This window comes from Nostoc sp. WHI (genome assembly GCF_015714725.1).
Taxonomy (GTDB): domain Bacteria; phylum Cyanobacteriota; class Cyanobacteriia; order Cyanobacteriales; family Nostocaceae; genus Nostoc.
Window position 1 is genome coordinate 17923 of the sequence record NZ_WBKM01000349.1, and the last position, 23722, is coordinate 41644.

General features: G+C 42.3%; 16 protein-coding genes and 1 pseudogene. 10 read left to right on the plus strand and 7 right to left on the minus strand.

All coding sequences use genetic code 11. The annotated features are described in order from the left end of the window. Positions 1–530: 530 nt before the first annotated feature. From F8S12_RS35730 to F8S12_RS35745, 4 genes are all read right to left on the minus strand, one after another. Positions 531–998, minus strand: coding sequence for a DUF29 domain-containing protein (locus F8S12_RS35730; protein ID WP_196514465.1), 468 nt, complete (start codon positions 996–998; stop codon positions 531–533). Positions 999–1359: 361 nt separating this feature from the next. Next, positions 1360–1686 (minus strand): hypothetical protein, encoded by a 327-nt coding sequence (locus F8S12_RS35735; protein WP_230968503.1) that lies wholly within the window; start codon positions 1684–1686, stop codon positions 1360–1362. 329 nt (positions 1687–2015) lie between these two features. After that, positions 2016–5165, minus strand: a complete 3150-nt coding sequence (locus F8S12_RS35740) for an efflux RND transporter permease subunit (protein WP_196514466.1) — start codon at positions 5163–5165, stop codon at positions 2016–2018. A gap of 210 nt (positions 5166–5375) precedes the next feature. Then, positions 5376–6833, minus strand: a complete 1458-nt coding sequence (locus F8S12_RS35745; RefSeq protein WP_196514467.1) for an efflux RND transporter periplasmic adaptor subunit — start codon at positions 6831–6833, stop codon at positions 5376–5378. Positions 6834–7404: 571 nt separating this feature from the next. Between F8S12_RS35745 and F8S12_RS35750 the strand changes: the two genes are divergently transcribed. The 10 genes and pseudogenes from F8S12_RS35750 (at position 7405) to hpsP (ending at position 17534) form a co-directional block, all read left to right on the plus strand. Then, positions 7405–8286, plus strand: a complete 882-nt coding sequence (locus F8S12_RS35750) for an Npun_R2479 family HD domain-containing metalloprotein (RefSeq protein WP_196514468.1) — start codon at positions 7405–7407, stop codon at positions 8284–8286. Between the two features lie 263 nt (positions 8287–8549). After that, positions 8550–9665 carry an ABC transporter permease gene (locus tag F8S12_RS35755; protein WP_196521089.1) on the plus strand — a complete coding sequence of 372 codons (1116 nt, stop codon included), beginning with the start codon at positions 8550–8552 and terminating at the stop codon, positions 9663–9665. A gap of 28 nt (positions 9666–9693) precedes the next feature. Beyond that, positions 9694–9837, plus strand: a pseudogene (gene glmM / locus F8S12_RS41335) (phosphoglucosamine mutase); the annotation flags it as partial. 244 nt (positions 9838–10081) lie between these two features. Further along, the gene (locus F8S12_RS41340; RefSeq protein WP_230968504.1) at positions 10082–10561 is read left to right on the plus strand and encodes a hypothetical protein; all 480 of its coding nucleotides are present in this window, start codon (positions 10082–10084) and stop codon (positions 10559–10561) included. Then, the gene (locus F8S12_RS41345) at positions 10530–10820 is read left to right on the plus strand and encodes a hypothetical protein (RefSeq protein WP_230968505.1); all 291 of its coding nucleotides are present in this window, start codon (positions 10530–10532) and stop codon (positions 10818–10820) included. The genes F8S12_RS41340 and F8S12_RS41345 overlap by 32 nt, the downstream gene beginning before the upstream one ends. 167 nt (positions 10821–10987) lie before the next feature. After that, on the plus strand, positions 10988–12634 hold the full coding sequence (gene hpsL, locus F8S12_RS35765) for a hormogonium polysaccharide biosynthesis protein HpsL (protein WP_196521090.1): 1647 nt from the start codon (positions 10988–10990) through the stop codon (positions 12632–12634). 11 nt (positions 12635–12645) lie between these two features. Continuing rightward, on the plus strand, positions 12646–13794 hold the full coding sequence (locus F8S12_RS35770; RefSeq protein ID WP_196521091.1) for a glycosyltransferase family 4 protein: 1149 nt from the start codon (positions 12646–12648) through the stop codon (positions 13792–13794). Positions 13795–13946: 152 nt separating this feature from the next. Then, on the plus strand, positions 13947–14927 hold the full coding sequence (hpsN, locus tag F8S12_RS35775; RefSeq protein WP_196521092.1) for a hormogonium polysaccharide biosynthesis glycosyltransferase HpsN: 981 nt from the start codon (positions 13947–13949) through the stop codon (positions 14925–14927). A gap of 113 nt (positions 14928–15040) precedes the next feature. Next, positions 15041–16219, plus strand: coding sequence for a hormogonium polysaccharide biosynthesis glycosyltransferase HpsO (gene hpsO / locus F8S12_RS35780; protein WP_196521093.1), 1179 nt, complete (start codon positions 15041–15043; stop codon positions 16217–16219). Positions 16220–16364: 145 nt separating this feature from the next. After that, the gene (gene hpsP, locus F8S12_RS35785) at positions 16365–17534 is read left to right on the plus strand and encodes a hormogonium polysaccharide biosynthesis glycosyltransferase HpsP (RefSeq protein ID WP_196521097.1); all 1170 of its coding nucleotides are present in this window, start codon (positions 16365–16367) and stop codon (positions 17532–17534) included. A 61-nt stretch (positions 17535–17595) separates the two neighbouring features. Here hpsP and F8S12_RS35790 read toward each other — a convergent pair whose 3' ends face one another. From F8S12_RS35790 to F8S12_RS35800, 3 genes are all read right to left on the minus strand, one after another. Continuing rightward, positions 17596–18477, minus strand: a complete 882-nt coding sequence (locus F8S12_RS35790) for a DUF72 domain-containing protein (protein ID WP_196521098.1) — start codon at positions 18475–18477, stop codon at positions 17596–17598. 124 nt (positions 18478–18601) lie between these two features. After that, positions 18602–21778: an efflux RND transporter permease subunit gene (locus tag F8S12_RS35795; RefSeq protein WP_196521094.1), complete on the minus strand. Its 3177-nt coding sequence runs from the start codon at positions 21776–21778 to the stop codon at positions 18602–18604. Between the two features lie 575 nt (positions 21779–22353). Next, complete coding sequence (locus F8S12_RS35800; protein WP_196521095.1) at positions 22354–23673, minus strand: efflux RND transporter periplasmic adaptor subunit; 1320 nt, start codon at positions 23671–23673, stop codon at positions 22354–22356. Between the last annotated feature and the right edge of the window lie 49 nt (positions 23674–23722).

The window sequence follows — 23722 nt, forward strand, 5'->3', positions numbered from 1 at the left end:
ATCAAACTAGGAGCTAAAGGAGTTTGGCTGTTGTTTATTTTCCCTTTGCAAGTTCTGAGCTATCTTAGCCAACTCACTCTACGGGAAGTCGCCCAAGTATCTACAGACTTATTTCAATGTGCGGAGCCATTGCCGTGATAGTTGTCTGAATCATAGAATCCATTTTTCGTACCAAAAAATAAGCACGAAAGCGTAAATATAACTGTTAATCCAGCTAGAATCAGCTTTACATCCATTTGTTTGCTGCCCTTTATGAAAGACTTCCCTATATTAATTTAGTGCTTCCGCAATCAAACGCAATCACTAGAAAATCTTTACTATGCTTATGTGGATTGGGCAATAGGTAAATTTACCGCAATCAGTCAGATTGTAGAACTTTTCGGTCAACCTGTCCATTCATCTACACATAAACCAATATGATTGCGATGTCTACGATGGTCACTGAGCTTGCCGTATCCTTCTCCCGTCGGAGACGATCTTGCTACGCGCAGCCTCTCGTAGAGAAGTGCGGGCTACGCCTACGCAATCCTCTACAACCCATAAAAATCCTCATCTAGAATCTGCTCAATCGAAAAAGGGCAAACAGTGGGATATTCACTTTCATAGGGTATCCGAACCCCAAACTTAGCAAGCTTACCTTCCTTAATGCCTAGCTTCCGAGCATCTGGGTAGGCTTTTTCCAGCGCCTCTACCAGAAAACTTTTTAGAGAAGGAGTATCTGCCAAATTATTCAGAACTCGCTGACGATGTTCAAGTATTGAGCTATACCAGCTTCCTTTCATCATATCAGGTACATCATTCTGAACTCGTAACTTGAGTAAATGCGCCAATAAAATTGTCAGATTGCTTTTGAGCGCATTTTTCTCTGCCTTACCCAAATCAACTAGCTCCTCAATCAAATGCTCAATATCCAACGCCTCAAATTCATGATTTTGTAACTGTTGAATGGTTTGCTCAATCCATAATTGCAAATCTTGATCGTATAGCGTGTTAGGCATTTCTTAGATCAACTCCCAGAGTTACTCACTCGATCATAGCCAGGAATGCGATCGCACTTAGGGATATTTGAAAAGTATTGGGCGAATTCCATTCGCCAGGGCTAGTTTTTGAAGACGCAATAAATCATACTACTTTGTCAAGGAATAATTGACGAGAACATTCTCTGTAGAGACGACGATTTATCGCGTCTCTCTAACGTTCCAGTATTTTAGACGCGATAAATCGCGTCTCTACATGAGGGCTTTCTGGTTTATCCCAAGTGTATTGGAGTAAAACCTGTCTGACTTGTGTGTACACCATAGCTTTACTAAGAAGAGGAACAGGTTTTGCGTAGCAGAAACAGGGTGAGGTTTTCTTAGGCTATTCAATAAGTCCTAAACACTCGCTCACGAGTATCAAAGACTCTCGCACGAGTATCAAAGACTCTCGCGCGAGTATCAAAGGCTCTCCCACGAGTATCAAAGACTCTCCCGCGAGTATCAAAGACTCGTCCACGAGTATTAAAGACTCTCCCGCGAGTATTAAAGACTCTCCCGCGAGTATTAAAGACTCGTCCACGAGTATTAAAGACTCGTCCACGAGTATCAAAGACTCGTCCATGAGTATTAAAGACTCGTCCACGAGTTTAGAACAGGACTTACGCAACCAATAGTCGAAACCTTGATTTTCAGGTAGGGGCAATTCCAATACAGTTCAGATAAGACCAAAACATTTGTAGAGACGGCGATTTATCGCGTCTCAAAAACCCAAAGTTTTGTACCAGTAGCCCTTAACTGAACCGTATTAGGGGCAATTCATGAATTGCCCCTACAGCGTGTAGTTTTGCGTAAGTCCTATAGAAAACAGAAAGGGGAAAAGAAAAGGAATTAAATCTCCCTTTAACTTTTCCCCTTTCATCCTTTCCCTATCTCTGGCAAAGTTTACAGCCTATGAATCAGATGCAGTTTTAGCAGGTTTACTTCTGTTGCAGTCTAATCAAAAGGTTAAGAAGACGCAATAAATCGCCGTCTCTACAATTATTGGCGCGATGGTTTCTTGCCAAAGCCATAGCGCAATGTATCCATAATCCAAGTTTGGAAGTTGTCAATGTAGCTAAATATTACTGGTACTACCACCAGTGTCAGCAGGGTGGAAGTTGTGAAACCGCCCATTATGGCAATTCCCATTGGTTGGCGGACTTCAGAACCCGCGCCAATTCCTAATGCTAGGGGCAAAGTCCCGGCGATCGTTGCCAGAGAAGTCATTAAAATCGGGCGCAGACGTGACACACCCGATTCTACGAGTGCCTGACGTTGGGTTTTGCCTTCTTGCATATTGATGATTGTATAGTCAACTAACAAAATCGAGTTTTTGGTAACAATCCCCAACAGCAACACGACACCAATCAACGCATAAAGTCCCAAGGGTTTTTGGGCAATCATCAACGTTATCAGTGCGCCACCCAAACAAAAGGGCAAGGCTGCCATGATCGATAATGGATGCAGGAAGTTGTTATACAGCAGCACCAGAATTGCATAGATACACATTAATGACAGCCCCAGTGCTACTCCAAAACGACCGAAAATGTCTTGCATAATTTTGGCACTGCCTGAAGGTTGCTGTACAACTCCTGGCGGTAAGTTTTGCATCACAGGTAGTTTGTTGATTGTCTCGACTGCCTGGCCTAAAGAAATCCCTTGTAAATTGGCTTCCACGGCAACTTGACGGGCGCGATCGTAACGGTCAATGGTAGCAGGGCCGCTACCAAAGCGGATATCTGCCACTGCCACAAGGGGAACTAATCTACCATTTTGACTGGGGACTTGGAGATTTGTAATTGTGTTGATATCAGCCCGTGCTTTCGGGTCGATTTGGACACGAATGGGGATTTGCCGATCGCTTAAATTAAATTTTGCTAAGTTAGCATCATTGTCGCCAATGGTGGCAAGGGAAGCAGTCCGAGCGATCGCTTGCACTGTCACTCCTAAATCTGCTGCCCGTTGTGGGTTAGGAATTACTAAAATCTCTGGTTTAACTAAACTCGCACTAGAAGACACTTCTACCAATCCAGTTATAGCTCGCATCTGCTTTTCTAGGGCATCAGCAGTTTGATTCAATGCTTGAGGATTTTCACTCCTGAGAACAATTGATAAACCTTTACGACTGCCACCTGGTGACTGACTTTGAAAACTAATTCTAGCTCCTGGTATTTGCTCAAAGGAAGGGCGCACTTGTTCCTCAAACTGTTTTTGGGAAATATTTCGTTCCTCTTTAGGTTTGAGATTAATGGCAAGGGTTGCAGAATTGATCTGTTCCGTTGCTAGTACCCTTTCAACTACTGGGTTTTGCCGAATGATGTTAGTTGCTTGTGTGACTACCTTGTTAACGTCTTCTAAAGTGGAACCGGGAGCTAGTTCTACGGATACATTGGAAAATCCGAAGTCGCCATCATCAACGAAACCCTTGGGAATTAAGGGAACTAGCATCAGACTAGCAATAAAGAAAGCTAAGGCGATCGCGATCGTTGTCAATCTATGGCGTAATGCCCATTCTAAAAGTGATCTATAAGGTTGAAAACGCCGACGCTTTTCAGTGCTGAGTTTTCTATTTCCGTTCCCGCTACCTGGAAGGGTAAATTTAAAATTAAAGAATTTTACTACTCCCCTGCCCCCCTGCCTTCCTGCTCCCCTGCCTCCCTGCTCCTGTTTCTCCTGCAAGAGATACGCCCCCATCATGGGCGTAACCATCCGCGCTACAAGAGTTGAAAAAATTGTGGAAACGGCAACTGTAACACCAAATGGTTGGAAAAATTGCCCCGGAATCCCACCCATAAAGGCAACGGGCATAAACACGGCAATAATCGTCGCGGCACTTGCTACAACCGCTAATCCTACTTCCTCAGAAGAATCAAAAGCCGCTTTCCAAGCTGACTTGCCCATAGCCATGTGCCGTTCCATATTTTCAATTTCCACAACGGCATCATCTACCAAGTTGCCCACCGCCAGCGCTAATGCCAACAAAGTCATATTGTTGAGGGTGTAACCAAAGGCTTGCTGCACTGCGAAGGTGGGAATTATTGATAAAGGTAAGGCAACAGCAGTAATTAATGTTGCTCGCCAGTCACGCAAAAACACTAGAATAACAACGATCGCCAGCACGGAAGCTTGAATCAATTCCTCAATGGTGCTTTGGTAAGATTGGCGGACAATATCGGCTCTAGTAAAAATTAAATCCAGCTTGACATCTGCGGGAAGTGTTTTTTCGAGTTGTTTAACTGCTGCTTTGACTCCTTCTTCCACTGTCACCAGAACGCTGCCAGTACTACGCAATACCTGGAAAGCTACCACAGGTTGATTATTCAGGCGGGCAGTTTGGCGCACGTCGCCAAATTTATCTTCTACGGTTCCCAAGCTGGATAAGGGTACGGAACCACCCTCTGGTAAGAGAATTTCGTAGGTTTTCAAAATATCTACACTGGTGGCACTTCCTAAAGTACGGATACTTTGTTCGCTACCACCAACTTCGGCACGCCCGCCAGGTAAGTTAATGTTCAAAGCGCGGATTTGGTCGTTTACCTGGGTGGCGGTGATCGCTAAAGATTGTAAGCGATCGGGATTGAGATTGATCCGAATTTCTCGGTCAACTCCACCCACACGCTGAATTTGGGCGACACCACGGACTCCCAATAAGGCGCGGCTAATGGTTTGATCTACGAGGTTGCTTAATTCTTCTACAGAACGCTGATCTGATTTAACCGCGTAGGTGATCACCGAGCCACCGGAAAATTCCAGGCGTTCCACAATTGGATCGTTGATATCTTGGGGTAAATCTTGGCGAATTTGAGCGATCGCATTGCGGACATCATTGGTGGCGCGATCGCTATCTGTACCCAAAACAAAACTGATTGTCGTTCTAGAATTTCCATCGCTGACAGTGGAAATCATATAATCGATATTGCCCAACCCCGCGACGGCATCTTCAATTTTTTTCGTCACTTGGGATTCTAGTTCTGCCGGGCCTGCACCCGGTTGGGTGACATTTATCAAAACTGTTGGCACATCAATATTTGGGTTAATATCAATCCCCAAGGATATGAAGGAGAACCAACCCACCACTGTCAAAATTAAAAATAAAACTATTGTAGGAACAGGTTTTTTAATCGACCAAGCGGAGATATTGAAAGACATCGGGAAATTTTAGATTTTAGATTTTAGATTTTAGATTAGATATCTCAGTAGATTTGTAGGTTGGGTTGAGGAACGAAACCCAACCTACCCTGGAGTGCTTTTTTAGGCTTAAACGAGCAGTATTGCCACTGTTTGCATTCTGACTTCTGACCCTTCGGCAGGCTCAGGGCATCGCTTCTGACTCCTGACTTCTGACTCCTGACTCCTTCTTCAATTTGCCACTCGAACTTTATCGCCATCTTTGAGATAACCTGCACCATCAACTACGACGCGATCGCCTAACTGCAACCCACTCATAATTTCCACTTTGTCACCACTAGCAGGATCTCCTAACTTTACTCTCTGGGTGCGGACTGTATCTACACCCGATAAGGTGAATACAATTACACTTGAGTCTGCTTGAGACTGGACTGCTTTTTGCGGCACTACCATCCTCATCCCTGAGTTAGTAGTAATGGCGGCACTCGCAAACATCCCTGGTTTAAGTAAACTTGTTGTTGGCAAGTCAATTTTTACTGTAGCTTCACGCCTTTGATCGTTCACTTGTGGTTGGATGTCCCTAACTCGTCCCTGCGATCGCACACGCTGATCGACACCAGAAGTAATTTGCACGGATGCGCCAATTTTCACCTCATTTAGTTGAGTTTCGGGAACCTTTGCTTGAAGTTCTAGTTTTTGATCTTGGATAATAGAAAATAGCTTTTGTGTGCCACCAATCACAGTCCCGACTTGGGTTTGCGGCGGTACACCAGTAACATCACCTACTCTAACTAGTTTCTCGGCGATCGTTCCAGAAACCGACGCACGCACCACAGTTTGTCCCAACTGAGTTTGCAGTTGTTGCACCTTGGCAGAACTGCTGCGGACATCGGCTTTGGCTTTGTTGATAATAGCTTGGGCGTTACCAATATTCGCCTGGGCGCTGCCAATATTCGCCTGGGCACTACGCACATTTTCTTGGGCGAGATTCACAACTTGGATGGCAGTTTTCACATTGTAGGAACGAGTATCAAGTTCTTGTTTACTAATCGTCCCAGAGTCAGCAAGTTGTTGATAGCGTTGATAATTTTTGACTGCTTCCTCTAGCCTCGCCTTAGCTTGAGCTAAATCGGCTTGTTTTTGCTGGACTATCGCTTTATTTGATGCTAAATCCGCCTGTTTTGATGCTAAATCCGCTTGTTTGGATTCTACATCTGCTTGCTTAGATTCCACATCTGCTTTTGCTTGGCTAATTTGGTTTTGCAGTATGGAATCATCCAATACCGCCAAAACTTGACCTTTTTTCACAAAAGCTCCTTCTTTCACATCTTCGGGGATGCTTTTGATTTGTAAGCCGTTTGTCTGCGGTAACACCGGAATTAAATCACGCGCTGCGACAGTCCCAGTAGTTTTGAGGGTACGGACAACACGGGCGGTTCTTACTGTAGCGATGGTGACTGTCAGCGCTGGGTTAACTTTTTTATCCGCGATCGCACTTTGTTGACCAGATGGAAGACGATTTAATACACCCATCCCACCAAAGGCGATCGCAATTCCTAAACCAGCACCCAAGAATAATGGCTTCAACCATGCTCTGGTTTGTTTTTCATCTAACTGGCTCGTAAAGCTAGCATCCTCAGATATTACAGGTTCTTCCACCCCGACTTCTGAAACTCTTTCATCGCTCACAGTCTCACCTCCACTTTTCGTCTACCCATACAACTTTAAATATTTTCTTAAGAAAACTTGAAATTTATTTACTTTATATCAACTATGACGCATTTATCAGTAAATGTCCTTCATAATTTATAGTATAAAATATTGCATAAACTATATTATACTACGAGTAATTACTAAGAAAATTATGTAAATGATGATGCGAAAAATTATCTCATCTGGCTACTCTAAGTCACACACAATATGTATTTAGATCACTGTCAACCAGTGGTTAGCTATGAAATACTGATGAAGCTAATGTAGACTTAGCTAATTAAAATCAAAAACATTAATGTATCTTTGTACACTAGCCAATTATTTTTTCTACGCAACCCATAATCCCTCAGAACCCTTTATGTTGCAAAGAAGTTATGGTCTACCATGCAATCTACACATAGGGAAAGCTAGCATCCAGACCTATACCTGAGTTACAAAGGAGCAAACTCCATTGCCCTAAATTCCAGCAAGGGTGGCCCTGATTATGGAATTTTGAAATCAATCAATAAAATCAATAAATAATTGGTATTTACCAAATTAATCAAATATGTTCAATGCCACTGAAATTTTAATTGATGCCTTCGTTGATGAAATTCGAGAAGGCTACCGTCGCACTTATGGCTGTTTCAAAAATGATTATCAGGACATTATTGCCTGGGCTGGTAACATGGCTTTGGAAAACATTGCCAACAGCGATGCCCTTTATCACAATGTTGAACACACTGTCCTAGTAGCCCTAGTGGGGCAAGAAATTTTACGTGGGAAACACATTAGAGAAGGCGGTGTTTCCAGTGAAGACTGGTTGCATTGTATCATTTCCTTAGTGTGTCATGATATTGGCTACGTTAAGGGAGTTTGCCGGCAAGACCGAGAAGCAGCAGACTTATATGCCACAGGTAAGAATGGCAAAATGATTGCTGTAGCTTCTGGCGCTTCTGATGCCAGTCTCACACCCTATCATGTTGATAGAGCAAAGCTATTTATTGATGAGCGTTTTGGGGGTCACAAGTTAATAGATGCTGAAGCGATTAAGAGCAATATTGAATTGACTAGATTTCCCGTGCCTGCGGCAGAGGATCAGCAAGAGACAAAGTGCTTTGCAGGGTTAGTACGTGCTGCTGATTTGATTGGGCAACTAAGCGACCCACGTTACTTGAAGAAAATTACTTCTTTATTTTACGAGTTTGAAGAAACTGGTGTAAATAAAGTTTTGGGCTATAAAACCCCTGCCGATTTACGTAATAACTACGCTAAATTTTACTGGAATGGCGTTTTTCCCTATATCCAAGAAGGACTGCATTATCTGTCATTGACACAACAGGGAAAACAAATTTTGGCTAATCTCTACTCAAATGTGTTTGTTGTAGAACACGAAAAACAACAGCAAGAACAGCAACGGTATTTAGAAAAGTTAGGAGTTGCGAGTTAGGAGTTAGGAGTTAGGAGTTAGGAGTTAGGAGTGGGGAGTTGGGAGTTAGGAGTTAGGAGTGGGGAGTTGGGAGTTAGGAGTGGGGAGTTGGGAGTTAGGAGTGGGGAGTTGGGAGTGGGGAGTTGGGAGTTAGAAGTTAGGAGTGGGGAGTAGGGAGTTAGGAGTGGGGAGTGGGGAGTTAAAAATTATTAATCGTGAATAAGTTATGAATTAAGATAAAACCTTAATAACTCATAACTCCTAACTCATAACTCCTAACTACTATGGATTGGTGGCGACGACTGAATAAAAATCCTTTGGCACGATTTGGGGCAATTTTGCTGTTAGTTTTCTATATAGCAGTCATTGCAGCAGATTTCATAGCTCCTTATGATCCCTATGCCTCACAACCCAATGGTTCACTGCTGCCACCAACTCAGGTACACTGGGTTTCTCAGTCAGGGCAATTTGTCGGGCCCCATATTTATCCGACAACTCAGGGAGACACAAATTTAGAAACAGGCGATCGCCAAGTCATTGTAGACTTTACAAAGCCTTCACCCCTGCGTCTATTTATCTCCGGCCCAGAATACCGATTGTTGCAGATGACTTTGCCACTACCACCCAAGTGGGATGAAGTGACAATCTTTCCTGGTATTCCCTTAAATTGGCATTTATTTGGCACAACAAGCGGGGCAAAATTCAACCTCTTGGGTACTGATGACCAAGGCCGCGACCAATTTAGTCGCCTGCTGCATGGCGGCCGCATCAGTATGTTCATCGGAATTTTTGGCATTATCATTACTTATCCCCTCGGTTTGATCATCGGTGGAATTTCCGGCTATTTCGGCGGTGTGACTGATAGCATCATCATGCGCTTGGCAGAAGTGCTAATGACTTTCCCCAGTATTTATCTTTTGGTGACTTTGGGCGCAGTCTTGCCGCCTGGTTTAAGCAGTACCCAGCGCTTTTTGTTGATTGTGGTGATTACTTCGGTCATTAGCTGGGCTGGTTTAGCACGAGTAATTCGGGGACAGGTACTATCAATTAAAGAGCGAGAATTTGTGCAAGCGGCACGCGCAATGGGAGGGAACCCACTTTATATCATCCTTCGCCACGTTTTGCCGCAAACGGCTAGTTATATAATTATTTCTGCTACTCTTGCAGTTCCCAGTTTTATTAGTGCAGAAGCGATACTCAGTCTCATCGGCTTGGGTATTCAACAACCAGATCCCTCTTGGGGCAATATGCTTTCCCTGGCTAGCAATGCTTCAATTTTGGTACTGCAACCTTGGTTAATCTGGCCACCGACTGTGCTAATTATCCTCACAGTACTAGCATTCAACTTACTCGGTGACGGGCTGAGAGATGCCCTCGACCCCCGCAGTTTAAGAAGATAGCAAAAATTCCACGACACCTTTAAACTAAGAGTCTGTAGAGCAAACCTTCCAGACCTATCCACAATTATTACCGAACTTGCAAGAAGCGATCGCTCTTGCTGAAGCTGCAATGAGTGATATCGGCAGAATTTTAGTTCGCGCCTCTGGTATAAAACTAATGATCAGGGTTATGGCATAAGCTGCCAATGCTGACCGGGAGCAATGCGACTATCTCACCTTTCAAAAATGCAACTTTTTCGTCGTTACCACTTCTGCAAATTAATCAGCCTTGGTCATCTGCGAAAGATGTAGCATTTGCATTTGCACTTTTACGTATATTGTAAACCTCTTTCTTTGTTAGAAAAGAGGTCTATATATGTTACAATTATTTTCGTTTCTTTGCTTATTTTCTATAAGGTAATAAAAAAGGTAATAAAATGCTTGTTTTTGTTATCCCACTTAAAAGTCCCCAAGTTTCCAATTCCTGGGAGCGTGTCACACAAGGATTTGAAAGATGCATTAAATCAATTTGCAATCAAATCTCTCCTGATTTTCATGCTATTGTCGTTTGCCATGAACAACCAAAAATAAAATTTGATCATCCCCGGATTACGTACATTACAGTTGACTTTCCTCCTCCCAATGAGACAGACCGTATAGCTAGAGGAGACACAGATAAAGGGCGAAAAATCTTGAAGGGATTAATCTATGCTCGTCAATTTTCTCCAACTCACACTATGGCAGTTGATGCAGATGATTGCATCAGTAAAAACTTAGCTAAATTTATTAAGCAACATCCTAACTCTAATGGCTGGTTTATCAATAAAGGTTATAAATATAAAGAAGGTAGTAAATATATATATCAAAAGAAAAAATTTCTATTCAATGTGCGGTACATCCAATATTATCCGATATGACTTAAATTTTTTACCAGAAAACGCAGAATATAATCGGGGTTATGGATACTACAAATATTATATAGATCACGGTAAAGTCAAAGGCGTATTAGAAAACAAAGATAAACTTATTCAACCATTACCATTTCCTGGAGCAGTTTACATTGTAGAAACAGGAGAAAATCTTTTTTACGGTTCAATGAAGTTAAACTTCAATATTTTTGATCGAAAATCCTTAACTCAATCAGTCAAGGATGAATTTGGCTTGTACACGCTCTAGCCATTCCAATTGATTTGTATGTAAGCTATATAGGACTCCTGTCTGATTTGTGAAAATATTTCAAATGAAACCCTGATAAAACAGGCTTTTCAGTCTCAGTATCTTTTCAAAAATCAAATCGGAGTCCTACTAGATGTTTTTTAAGGCTGATAGGCTACAGCCCCACTATGCTGAAATCCAAGTCAAAAAATCAAAAATCAAAAAAACAGGCTGGAAAAGAAACTTCTACCCTTAGCCTCAAAGAACAGTTAGCCCAAAAACGCAAAGCAGCCCAAGGACGTAAAGAATTCATTAGCTTACTCACCACCGCTACCTTTGGCAGTGTCTTTGTTGGCATTCTGCTTTTTTTTGTAGGTGGAATTAAAGCAGCAATTCCTGGTGTCTTAGGGATACTCATTATGTCCCTTTCCTATAAATACCCCCGCCAAGCGCTGTATGCCTTCATTATTTACGTACCTATTGGGGGTACTATCACTTACTACTTGGGCAATAGTCCTATACTCCAATTAGCTAAAGATGCTTTTTATATTCCAGCGCTAATTGGACTTTGGCAGACTTGCCGTAAACAGGGGCTACCCATAATTATTCCTCAAGGCATTAAAATCCCACTTTATATTGTTTTAGGTTGCAGTCTGCTAACACTGTTGTTTATTAATGGTGGTCAGCAGTTTAACCCGCCTAGTGTGGGACTATTGGAAAAAGCACCCAAAGAAATACCATTAGGTATGGGAATTCTAGGACTGAAAGTATTTTTAGGCTATGTTCCACTGATTGGTTGTGCTTATTATCTAATTCGCAATAAGCGGGATTTTCTATTTTTATCGCGCCTCCAGATTGGCCTCATACTGATTTGCTGTGTGCTGGGATTTATTCAATACCTGTTACTAATAACTGGTGTATGTCAAGGTACTAGAGGTCTTGAAGGAGATGCCTTATTTAGAGCAACACTCGAAGCCAGGTGTTATTTTGGTGGGGCGCTAGTATATAGTCCCGATGAAGGAGTTATTCGCCTACCAGGGACATTTGTAGCTCCTTGGCAGTGGGCATGGTTCTTAATTGCTAGCACCTTTTTTACCTTTGCCACTGGCTTCACCGACCCCTCCCCAATATGGCGGCTGGTGGGTTTAGGTTCTTTAGTGACAGTCTTTATCAATGCTGTAATCTCTGGACAGAGAATTGCCTTAGCTTTAGTACCAATCTGCTTCGGGATTTTGCTATTGCTCACCGGACAAATTGGCAACCTGAAACGATTTATCCCCATAGGTGTAGGACTTGCCTTGATTGTGGGAATTGCGATGGTGACTAACCCTGCTCTCGTGCAAGAGAGAACCGAGAGTTTTACCGGCCGATGGAACGCTTCACCACCTCAAGATTTTATCGTCCAGCAATTTGAAGAAAATTGGAAAAACGTAGATGGGCCATTGGGAAGTGGTTTAGGTAGAGCAACTAACTCTGCCCGTGCAATGGGTCAAACTAAGCTTGTGGAAACCTACTACCCGAAAGTACTTTATGAAGTTGGAATTCTTGGAGTACTCGCTTTTCTGGGTTTGGTAACAAGTTTAACAATTATTGCCTTTAAAACTTATCGCTCCATAAAGAACCGTAATTTCCGCAGTTACGGAGCAGCTTTGTGGGTGTTTATATTGTTTATTAGCTGCAACACCTATTACTACCCTCTGGATGTTGATCCGGTTGCTGTCTATTATTGGTTTTATGCGGGAGTTCTTTTTAAATTGCCAGAACTAGAAAAACAAGATTTGGAAGATGCAAACCCTCAGCAAAAAAACCAGAAAAAACGTTTAAAAACAATTTAAATGAAACAAAAATGGTAAAAGTTATTATAGCAGGTCAAAAACACCTCAGCATTCCAAACCTACCTCGAAATTCTCGGCATACACTCATCTACCCCAAGGCTTTTCCCGCAGGCAGATATCCTATAGAAAAAATTTGGTATCCTTTAGGCAGCTTTATTGCATGGCAACCTGTATGGGAAAAATACCAAGCTATCCATTGTTTCAACAGAATTTTATACACAAATAAACCTTGGTTTCTCACTTTTGAGGATCATCGGGTTTTATATAGAAATCCTCAAAATAAGCAAGAAGCTGTAATTTATGAATTATTAAATAATCGATTAGCACTGGAAAATTGCCAAAAAATTATCGCTATCTCTGATTATGCAAAGTTGAGATTAGTTAAGCGGATAGAAGGGTGGAAGATAGAAGAAAAGATCATCAAAAAATTGGATATAATCCATCCAAGTTTTCCAGTCAGAGTTCATCAATCTAAACTTTATCAAGAAAAAGAAAATCTCCAGATTGTATTTATCGGAAATCACATTGCCCGCAAAGGCGGAGTTGTTGCTTTAAGGCTAGCGAAGAAAGCTGAAAAATTAGGTTTACCTATTACTATACATATAATATCGGGACTTGAACATGGTTCAGGAGTCCCGACTGATTTTCCCGATCGCACCAAATATGTAGAGGATTTAAAATTACTTAATTTAAACAACGTTATCTTTCATAAAAATATTCCTAATGAGAAAGTTATTGAGTTATTATCGCAAAGTCATTTTCAATTAATGGCAACATTACATGATACCTATGGCTATAGTATCATCGAAGGCTTTTCAGTTGCAACTCCGGCAATTACGACAAATGTATGTGCCTTACCAGAGTTTGTTCGTCATGGCGAAAATGGCTATATTTTAGAGTTACCAATTGATGAAATTAGGCACTGGAGTAATTGGCTGTACGGAGAAAAAACCAAAACTGATGAATATTGGGAAATTTTGAATAGCACCTATGACTATTTGGCAGAGCAAGCATTACAACAAATTATCCAATTTCTAGAGAGAACCGATAAACGAGAACATTATGAATTTTTAAGTGCAGGAGCATTAGCTCAAGCGCAAATTGTGCATAACTCCGAAAAGCAAAATGAGTTATTTGATAATCTTTATGCAGCAGTATGAGTATAAATAACTAAAAATGCGAAAATGTAATATTAGCCAATCATACGGCTATTAACTGGATGTAAATTAAAGCAATGGCAGCTTACGGAAATTCCTCAAAATTAATTATTACAAGGCTATTATAAAAATAGTAAAATTGCTTAATAAAAATCATGAATAATTGGCCTTTAATTAGTGTGGTTATCCCGACATATGGTCGGGAGGAACCACTACGAGACAGCATTGTGGATGTTCTGAAACAGGACTATCCGAATTTTGAAGTTTTGGTGATAGACCAAACCCCAAAACACCAGCCAGAAATTCAAGCTTATTTAGAGGAGATGGCGGGGGCAGGTAAAATTAAATGGTTGCGCTTAGATTGGGCAAGTTTGCCAGGAGCGCGGAATTATGCTGTACGACGGTCATCTGGTGAAATAATATTGTTTATTGATGATGATGTTCAGCTAACGCCAGGATTGTTAGCAGCCCATGCAAAAAATTATTTACAAAACCCAGAGGTGGGGGCTGTCGCTGGACGGGTATTTGACAGGATGAAATTGGGTGATTCTGGAGGAGATTTAGAGATTGAATATCTGCCTCCCCAAGCTATGGACCCAGGAATTGCTTGGTATCATATTGATTTAGTACATACAATCAAGCCCCAACAAGTACTGACAGCAAGGGGTTGTAATATGTCTTTTCGCCGCGAAATTTTTACTAAGTACGGACTGAGGTTTGATGAGAGGTTTGGCGGTAGTGCAGTGCGCGAAGAGTCAGATTTTTGTTTGCGGGTGCGCCAGACTGGATATAAGATTTGGTATGATCCAGAGGCGCATTTGGTGCATTTAGGCGAAGAAACAGGGGGTTGTCATGATATTAGTATGCGATCGCTCAAATATCAACTCACTTTCTACCACAACCATTTCTTATTGGGGCTGAAAAACCTCACTGTTATTCAAGCTTTACGTCTCTACGCCCGTTTATTTGACTGTCACGTTTTGGGACGCCCACCTTGTCACAAAAGCGGTTCCCCGATCAAAATTGCAACTCGTGCTGTTTTTTACACTTTGGGTTTTTTCAAAGCCTTGGGTACTGTCATCCAATCAATATGGAACGATGGTCAAGTTTATACTCAATTGGATCAACAAGTTTAGTAATTGGGCACTTGTACTGAGCGTTCGCGTAGCGTCTCGGAGAGAAGCCGTTGGCGCAGCCTCTCGTAGAGAAGTATTGGACATTAGTTATTAAAAAAAAATGACAAATATCAATGAAAATTTTAGTTGCTAGTCACACTTATATCGTAGACCTGAACTGTGAAAAATTACGCGCTTTATCTCGACTAGAACCAGACATTGAAGTGACAGTTGTAGTCCCAAAGCGTTGGAAACCAGGTGGTGTGCAAAACAAAATCATTGAAACTGAATACCGTGATGAAGGCACGTTTAAAATCGTTCCTGTTTCTAATTTTAGTCAAAATCATCAAGGACTCCTTACCTTTGGTGCTGATTTAATATCTTTGTTAAAACAATTTCGTCCGCAAATTATCCAGGTAGAACAAGGGTCTAGAGGGCTGGCTTATAGTCAGATGATTGCTTTGAATAAACTCTTAGGGATCAAGGCGAAAAATGTATTTTTTACCTGGTGGAATCTACCTTATGAACTGAAATTACCAGTTGCTTTATTAGAAAAATATAATCTCAACCACAGTCATGGCATTATTTCTGGCAATCAGGATGGAGCAGAAGTTTTGCGATCGCGGGGATATCAAGGGCCAGTTAAAGTCATGCCACAACTAGGTGTAGATGAAAGTCTATTTACTCCCAAAGCCCAACTAGAATTAGCAACTAAGTTGGGGATTGAAAAAGGGGATTTTGTGGTAGGTTTTGTTGGGCGTTTTGTGCAAGAAAAGGGTTTGCTAACGCTTTTAAAAGCTTTGGTAACGTTAAAAAATAAACCTTGGAAATTACTGTTGCTGGGACGGGGGGAATTGCAAACTGAATTAATCCAAATAGCAGCAGAAAATAATATCAAAGAACGGTTAATTTTGGTAGAAAGTGTCCCCCATGACGAGGTTGCAAACTATATCAATTTAATGAGTACTTTGGTACTGCCTTCAGAAACAACTTACAAGTTTAAAACCTTAACTTCTGTTGGCTGGAAAGAACAATTTGGTCATGTACTAATTGAAGCAATGGCTTGCCAAGTACCTGTGATTGGTTCCGATTCTGGTGAAATTCCTCATGTAATTGGTGATGCTGGTTTAGTCTTTCCCGAAGGTGATACCGAAGCGTTTGCTAATTGCTTAGTTCAATTAATGGATAAACCTGATTTTGCTCATACTCTCGGTGAAATGGGTTATCGAAAAGCAATGATCAAATATACGAATAAGGCTTTAGCTAAACAGCAATTAGATTTTTATCAAGAATTGGTTAATAGTCAGGAGTAAGTGAGTCAAATTAAAGATAAAACCTCACCCTCAATCCCTCTCCTTAGTAAGGAGAGGGAAGCCGGAGGCAGGGTGAGGTTTTATCTTATGTTTAATTACGCCTACCTATTTAATTAGCTATTAACAAATGACTAATGACAAAAAAATGAAAATATTACAAATTGTCCCCTCAATTTCTCTAATTTACGGCGGCCCTAGTCAAATGGTACTAGGATTAGCTCCAGCGTTGGTAAAAGAGGGAGTGGAAGTTACAATTCTCACAACTGATAGTAATGGCGACAATGGTCAAGCACCTCTGGATGTTCCTTTAAATCGTCCAATTAAACAAGATGGCTATGAAATAATTTACTTTCGTTGTGCCCCGTTTCGTCGCTACAAATTTTCCCTAGATTTATTAAACTGGCTAAAATGTCATGCTCAAGAGTTTGACATAGCACATATTCATGCTTTATTCTCTCCCATAAGTAGTGCTGCTGCTATTGTGTGTCGTCAGCAAAAAATACCTTATATTTTGCGTCCTTTAGGTACTCTCGATCCAGCTGATTTACGCAAAAAGAAGCAATTAAAACAGCTTTATGTCGCAATTATAGAACGTCAAAATTTAGCTGGTGCGGCAGCAATTCATTTTACTAGCGCTCAAGAAGCCAAAATATCAGAGCGATTTGGCGTAGATACGCCAGATTTAGTAATTCCCTTGGGTGTTAAAAAAGAAGAGAAGGAAAATATCGTGTCTCAGCGATTCAATATTCCTGCTGAGATCCCTTTGGTGCTGTTTATGTCACGAATTGATCCGAAAAAGGGGTTAAATTTGTTGATTCCGGCACTAGAGAAGCTGTTAGAAATTGGTTATGAGTTTCATTTTGTCTTGGCTGGAACAAATCCCCAAGATCCAAATTACGAACAAAAGATAAAATTTCAGATTCAAAATTCACCACTGCGATCGCACACTACAATTACTGGTTTTGTGACTGGTGAACTAAAAGTTAGTTTACTACAATCTGCGGATTTATTTGTTTTACCTTCGTACTACGAAAATTTTGGGATTGCTGTAGCTGAAGCGATGGTAGCAGGAACACCGGTGCTAATTTCTGACCAAGTGCATATTTATCAGCAGGTACTTGATAGTGAGTCCGGTTGGGTGGGCGCAACAAATGTACAATCACTGATTGAATTACTGCAAGAAGCTTTGCAAAATCCCGCAGAATGCCGACGACGGGGATTAAATGCCCAAAAATATGCATTACAAAATTTTAGCTGGGATGCGATCGCACAACAAACTATTCAAGCCTACCAGAAAATTCTGGCAAACAAATAGTAACAGCAAAAATAGTTGTTATTATACCATCCCATGACTTGGAAACTTGTGCATTTTGTATTTACCATAAACTGAGTTGATTTGGGGGATGCTCAAGTTGATTCCAAGGTAGGGGTGCAACTGATGTACCACTTTGTTCCAATAGCTGTTGGAAGTGACGCGCACTGCTGGGCGTAGACGCGAAGCGGCTTGTCGTCAGACATCGCTCTTCTATTGGACAATGAACAAAGAAATAAATTCGCACTCCCATCTGTAACCATTGCTGAATCTGCTTCGCCCACTCTTCCATAAACGGTTGATTCACTGATAAAGTAGGATGAGAAATAAACCGAATCAGAGTAAAAGGTGCTGTTACACTCAATTGCAACGGTAATTTAGGTTTACGCCGTTCTGATTGTAATTGAGGATCATCATCTCCGGTGTAGATGGGGCGTGAGTCCAACAATACTCGTCCCACGCCTAGCTTTTCTAAAAGCGCCGTCAAATTACTCGCATGGGGTTCCTTAAACCAGTCGGGATGCCGAACTTCTAGCGCTAGAGGTGCATCTGTACGCGGCCAAGCTGACAAAAAGCTCGTTAAATCGTCAAGCAATGCAGGTGCATAACTAGGTGGTAGCTGGGCAAATATCGGGCCAAGATGCTTACCTAAAGGGCGCATCCCTTCCAGAAATTTTAAAGCAGTAAATGTATATGGTTGTAGTAACCCTTGATGGGTAATATCTCGCGGTAATTTTAGGCAAAATTCAAACCCTGTAGGTGTTTCAGCAGCCCAACGGGTTACAGTTTCTTGGTTAGGTACGGCATAGAAGGTAGTGTTACCTTCTACAGTGGTGAAGCGGCGACTGTAGAGGTGGAGAAAATCGGTGGTGCGAGTGCCTTGGGGATAGAGTTCGCCCACCCAACCTTTATACGCCCAAACAGCACAACCAATAAAAAAGTTCACAGTGCCTAAAAGTCTTGATGTATCATCTTCAATTTTACGATAGGTTCTGGCGATCGATGAGGCGAAGGAGGTCAAGGGTCACTAGTAATGTATTCTCCCCCTGCCCCCCTGCTCCCCTGCTCCCTTAGTGATGGCTAGTAAAAGGAACTTTGCCATCTTGACTAACATCTACCTCTTGAAGCTGACGACGACGTGGACTCAAGCGATGGCGAATGTTGCCAATGACGATATATAAAATTGGGACAAAAAACAGAGTCAAGAAAGTAGAGACAATAGTACCACCAGCGATCGCAGTCCCAAGAGATTTTCTACTAGCTGCTCCTGCTCCTTCGGGATTTACCAATGGCCAAACACCCAAGATAAAAGCGAAGGAAGTCATCATGATCGGTCGCAAGCGTTCTTGTGATGCTTGCACCGCCGCTTTGGTAATTGAAAGACCCCGCTCTTGCAGTTGGTTGGCAAATTCCACAATCAGAATGGCATTTTTACTTGCCAAACCAATCAGCATTACTAAACCAACTTGGCAAAACACATCGTTAGCTAAACCGCGCAACATCTGCGCTGACAACGCCCCCAAAATAGCCAGAGGAACTGACAGCATAATAATTATTGGGTCAACATAGTTCTCATACTGAGCAGCCAGCACCAAAAACACAAAGACAAGTCCCAATCCAAAAATTAAGGGCGCTAGACCACCAGACTGTTTCTCTTCGGCGACGATCCCCGACCATTCATAGCCCATACTTGCTGGCAAAACCTTCTCTGCTAATTTCTCCATTGCTGTTGTTGCTTCACCGGAACTATAACCAGGAGCGGCGGAGCCGTTGATTTCAATGGAGCGGAACAAGTTGTAGTGATTGATCGTTTGCGCCCCAGTAGTAGGAGTAATTTTCACAAAATTGCTCAGGGAAATCATCTGATTGGTAGCAGAGCGCACGTATAATTTACCGATATCCGCCGGGTTAGAGCGAAACCGAGCGTCCGCTTGGACATACACCCGATAAGTGCGCTGTAGCAAATTAAAGTCGTTGACATACCGCGAACCCAAGTAAGACTGTAGGGTATTAAAGATATCGTCTACTTCTACTTGCAGGGATTTGGCTTTGTTACGATCTACTTCAATCAACATCTGCGGTGTATTTGCGCTAAAAGTGCTAAACACAGCTTGCAATCCTGGTGTCTGATTCCCGCTTTGGAGTAACTGACCCATAACTTGCAGTAGGTTATTTAAACCACTGTTACCGGTTCTGTCTTGTAGCTGAAACTGGAAGCCGCCAAAACTACCCAAACCTTGAATAGATGGCGGATTCACTGCGAAAATTCTCGCTTCGGGAATTCCCCCTAGCACTCCCCCCAACTTGGCAATAATTGCTTGTGCTGACTGTCCCGGTTCGTGACGCTTGTCCCAAGGCTGGAGTGTCGAAAAAATCGCTCCACTATTGGCAGAGTTACCACTAAAACCAAAGCCTCCGATCGCAAAAGTACCTGTGACTTCCGGCAATTTCAGGATTTCTTTTTCCACCTGAGCCATGACTTTGCTGGTGTAGTTGAGTGAAACTCCCTCTGGCCCTTGGATAATGGTAATGAAATAACCTTGGTCGTCATCAGGGATAAAGGCTGTAGGTACGCTGATGTAAAGCCAGCCCGTCACCCCCAATAACAATATAAATACTCCCACGACGATCGCTTTGATCCGTGTCAAACCCTTGAGTACGCCTTCATACTCCCGACGCATCCACTCAAGAAACCTGTTAAACTGCCCAAAAATCCAACCCAACCAACCGCGTTGTCTTTGCCCCGGACGCAGCAGCAAGGCGGAGAGAGAAGGAGTCAAGGTAATGGCCAGAAAGGTAGAAATTGCCATTGAAAAGGCGATCGTTAGCGCAAATTGCTTGTATATCTGTCCTGTAGCTCCTGGGAAGAATGCCACGGGTATAAATACAGCCATTAACACTAGGGATGTGGCAATTACTGCCCCGAACAGCTCCCGCATTGACTCAGAGGCAGCTTGTCCGGGTGACATCTCCTCATCTTCAATTAAGCGAGAGATATTTTCAACGACGATAATTGCGTCATCAACCACCAATCCTGTTGCCAAAGTTAAACCAAACATGGTCAGAGTGTTGATCGAAAATCCAAAAGCCTTGATAAAGGCAAAAGTCCCAATCAAGGTTAGGGGAACGACAATCACCGGAATGAGTGTAGTTCGCCAGTCTTGCAAGAAGATATAAATTACTAAGACGACTAAAGCGATCGCTTCTATCAACGTCTTAACTACTTCTGCTAGGGATGCTTCGATAAAAAGTGTTGTATCAAACGCCACTTGATATTCCAATCCTGGTGGAAAACTTTTCCTCAGTCGGATCATTTCAGCTTTCACTGCCTTAGCAACGTCTAAAGCATTACTCCCCGGACTGGGAAATATCCCAAGACCCACACCTTCATTGCCTTTAAATCGCAGAAAAGTACTATAATTTTCTGCTCCCAACTCTGCTCGACCTACATCTCTAAGCTTTACCAGCGTACCATTCTCAGATGTGCTGATCACCATGTCAGCAAATTCCTCTATCCCACTTAGTCTGCCAACAGCTTGCAAATCGATTTGATACATCTGATTTGGTAATGTTGGCTGCTGCCCAATTTGCCCAGCACCCACCTGTAAGTTTTGCTCGTTGAGTGCATCGATCACATCTTGGGCGGTGAGGTTACGACTGGCAAGGCTGTTGGGGTTGAGCCACAAGCGCATCGCATAGCGGCGTTCACCAAAAATCTGTACCTCACCCACACCTTTGATTCTTTTGAGGGCATCTACTATGTAAAGGTCAGCGTAGTTGCTTAAAAAAATGTTGTCGTATTCTTTATCATTTGAGTACAGCCCGATCGCTAAGAGGATGTTATTAGATTGTTTAGTGACGGTGACTCCAGTTCGCTGCACAACTTCTGGTAACTGAGGTTCGGCGATAGAAATCCGATTTTGCACATCGACTGCTGCAATATCTTTATTACGCGATGCGTCAAATGTGACGGTAATCGTACTGTTGCCATTGTTACTGCTATTTGAAGTCATGTACTTCATGCCTTCAACGCCGTTAATTTGCCGCTCTAAGATAGTCGTAACGGTATTTTCTACGACTTCAGCATTAGCACCGACATAATTAGCAGTAACGTTAATTTGAGTTGGGCTAATCTCTGGATATTGATCTGTGGGTAGTGTAGGGATACTGATAGCTCCTACCAGCAAAATGACAATGGCGCAAACACTTGTAAATACAGGTCGCTTAATGAAGAAATCAACAAACATGGGGATTGGGGATTGGGGATTAGGTCTTAGAGGATGTTTGAAAAGTATTGGGTGAATAGAATTCGCTACTGCTCTTTTTAAGGGGGTTGGGGGAATCAAAAGCCTGTGGGACAACTCTAGAAGACTTGTCTGTACACCGTAGCCTTTTTAAGGGGTTGGGGGGATCAATAAGTGCCTAAAATCACAGCCAAATACTTTTAAGACATCCTCTTAGGTTTAACACTGTCAATATGAGTTTGGATAAGACTGAAATTTCTATTTATTACGAGCTTCGGAACTCGGAACTACTAGCTTCGGAACTCGGAACTTTAAGCTCGGAACTCGGAACTTCGAGATCGGAACTCGGAACTTTGAGATCGGAACTCGGAACTTTGAGATCGGAACTCGGAACTTCGAGATCGGAACTCGGAACTTTGAGATCGGAACTCGGAACTCGGAATTTTTACAATTTTAACAAATATAAAATATATCCCTGACTTGTCAACACGGTTCGGTTAAGGCAGGAGACGCGATAAATCGCCGTCTCTACAAAGGACTGATTATTGTAAAGACGGCGATAAATCGCGTCTTTATTTCTAAGATTCTGGAACGATCGCAACACCATCCCTAAGATTGAGCAGTCCTGAGATAATAATCTGATCTTCTGGCTGTAATCCTTCGATAACTTGGTAATGATTACCTCTGCTCTGGCCTAGCTTGACTGGTTTTTGCCGAGCTACTTGTTGGGATATACCTTGGGGAGATTTTTCTGTTTCAACTACATAAACAAAAGTTTCTCCAGCTACACGAGTTACTGCTGTTGTCGGAATTAAGACTCCGGGGCGCTGATTCCAGATCACTCTCGCCCTTACCAATTCATCTGCACGTAGCTGACCTTTAGGATTGTTAAAGAGGGTTTTGATCAATATTCCTTGTGTTTTATTACTGCTATTAGGTGCAATAAAAAATACCCTACTTCTATCTAACTTCTGACCTTGGGCGTTCAAAATATCCACTGGCATTCCCTTACGCAACTGTGGCGATCGCTGTAGTGGTACAAAGATGTTAACTTCTAAAGGTTGATTTTGAGCGATAGTAACTAATTGTGTGGAAGTATTAACCAAGTCACCTACTTTCACGGGGATGTCGCCAACTGTACCACCAAAGGGAGCGGTAATTTTGCCGTCCTGAATTTGAACTTGTTGGTTTTGAGTATTTAGATTAGTTTGCTGCAAGGTTTTTTCAGCCTGCAATATGGTGGCTCGTTGGGCTTGAATCCTGGAATCAATGGCATCAAGATTAGTTTTAGCAGTGGCAAGTCTATTAGCAGACTGATTCCTAGCCAGTCGAGATACGGCTCCTTCCTCAGCTAAAGCGGAATACTTTTCGTAGTCCTGCTGGTACATTTTCACATAAAAAACGTAGGATGGCCGTTCTGCTTCCAGAGATTTGAGTGTAGCGCGGACATTTTCCAGTTGGACTAAAAATGCCTGAGGGGTAGTATTGCTTCCTATTACCGTTGCTTGTTGCGCTCTAGAGTCTACTTGGATAATTGCTGCTCCTTCTGTGATTGGATCTCCCGATTTCACAAATATCTGAGTGACTTGACCCGGAATCTTTGGCTGGAGTGTGAGTGAGCGCTGGGATTTTAGGCTAGCAATGAAATCTGAACTTTCCTCAATTATGCCGCTTTGTACCGTCGATATTTTGACTCTTACCCCTTGAGGTTGAGTGTTAGCAGTTGAAGGTGCTGAATTTTGGGGAGTGAGCAAAGGCCAAACTATAGTTGCTCCGCCTCCTAACAATAATAGTGCTGCTAAAAATAACCACAGCGATCGCCTTTTTCCAGGAGGTGGTTCAAATGAGGTTTGGGGAAGATTGTCTTCAAAATCAGTTTTTGGCTCAGGGGGTGTCATGGCTGATGAGGAATGTATTGAAGGAGGCAGGGGGTAGGGGGTAGAGGGT

What these genes read in the sequence shown, in the direction of transcription:
- hpsP (WP_196521097.1), top strand. Translation starts at nt 16,365, where the DNA reads ATGAAAATATTACAAATTGTCCCCTCAATTTCTCTAATTTACGGCGGC.
- F8S12_RS35800 (WP_196521095.1), bottom strand. Translation starts at nt 23,673, where the DNA reads ATGACACCCCCTGAGCCAAAAACTGATTTTGAAGACAATCTTCCCCAA.
- F8S12_RS35730 (WP_196514465.1), bottom strand. Translation starts at nt 998, where the DNA reads ATGCCTAACACGCTATACGATCAAGATTTGCAATTATGGATTGAGCAA.
- F8S12_RS41345 (WP_230968505.1), top strand. Translation starts at nt 10,530, where the DNA reads ATGTGCGGTACATCCAATATTATCCGATATGACTTAAATTTTTTACCA.
- F8S12_RS41340 (WP_230968504.1), top strand. Translation starts at nt 10,082, where the DNA reads ATGCTTGTTTTTGTTATCCCACTTAAAAGTCCCCAAGTTTCCAATTCC.
- F8S12_RS35740 (WP_196514466.1), bottom strand. Translation starts at nt 5,165, where the DNA reads ATGTCTTTCAATATCTCCGCTTGGTCGATTAAAAAACCTGTTCCTACA.
- hpsN (WP_196521092.1), top strand. Translation starts at nt 13,947, where the DNA reads ATGAATAATTGGCCTTTAATTAGTGTGGTTATCCCGACATATGGTCGG.
- F8S12_RS35755 (WP_196521089.1), top strand. Translation starts at nt 8,550, where the DNA reads ATGGATTGGTGGCGACGACTGAATAAAAATCCTTTGGCACGATTTGGG.
- hpsO (WP_196521093.1), top strand. Translation starts at nt 15,041, where the DNA reads ATGAAAATTTTAGTTGCTAGTCACACTTATATCGTAGACCTGAACTGT.
- F8S12_RS35770 (WP_196521091.1), top strand. Translation starts at nt 12,646, where the DNA reads ATGGTAAAAGTTATTATAGCAGGTCAAAAACACCTCAGCATTCCAAAC.
- hpsL (WP_196521090.1), top strand. Translation starts at nt 10,988, where the DNA reads ATGCTGAAATCCAAGTCAAAAAATCAAAAATCAAAAAAACAGGCTGGA.
- F8S12_RS35750 (WP_196514468.1), top strand. Translation starts at nt 7,405, where the DNA reads ATGTTCAATGCCACTGAAATTTTAATTGATGCCTTCGTTGATGAAATT.
- F8S12_RS35795 (WP_196521094.1), bottom strand. Translation starts at nt 21,778, where the DNA reads ATGTTTGTTGATTTCTTCATTAAGCGACCTGTATTTACAAGTGTTTGC.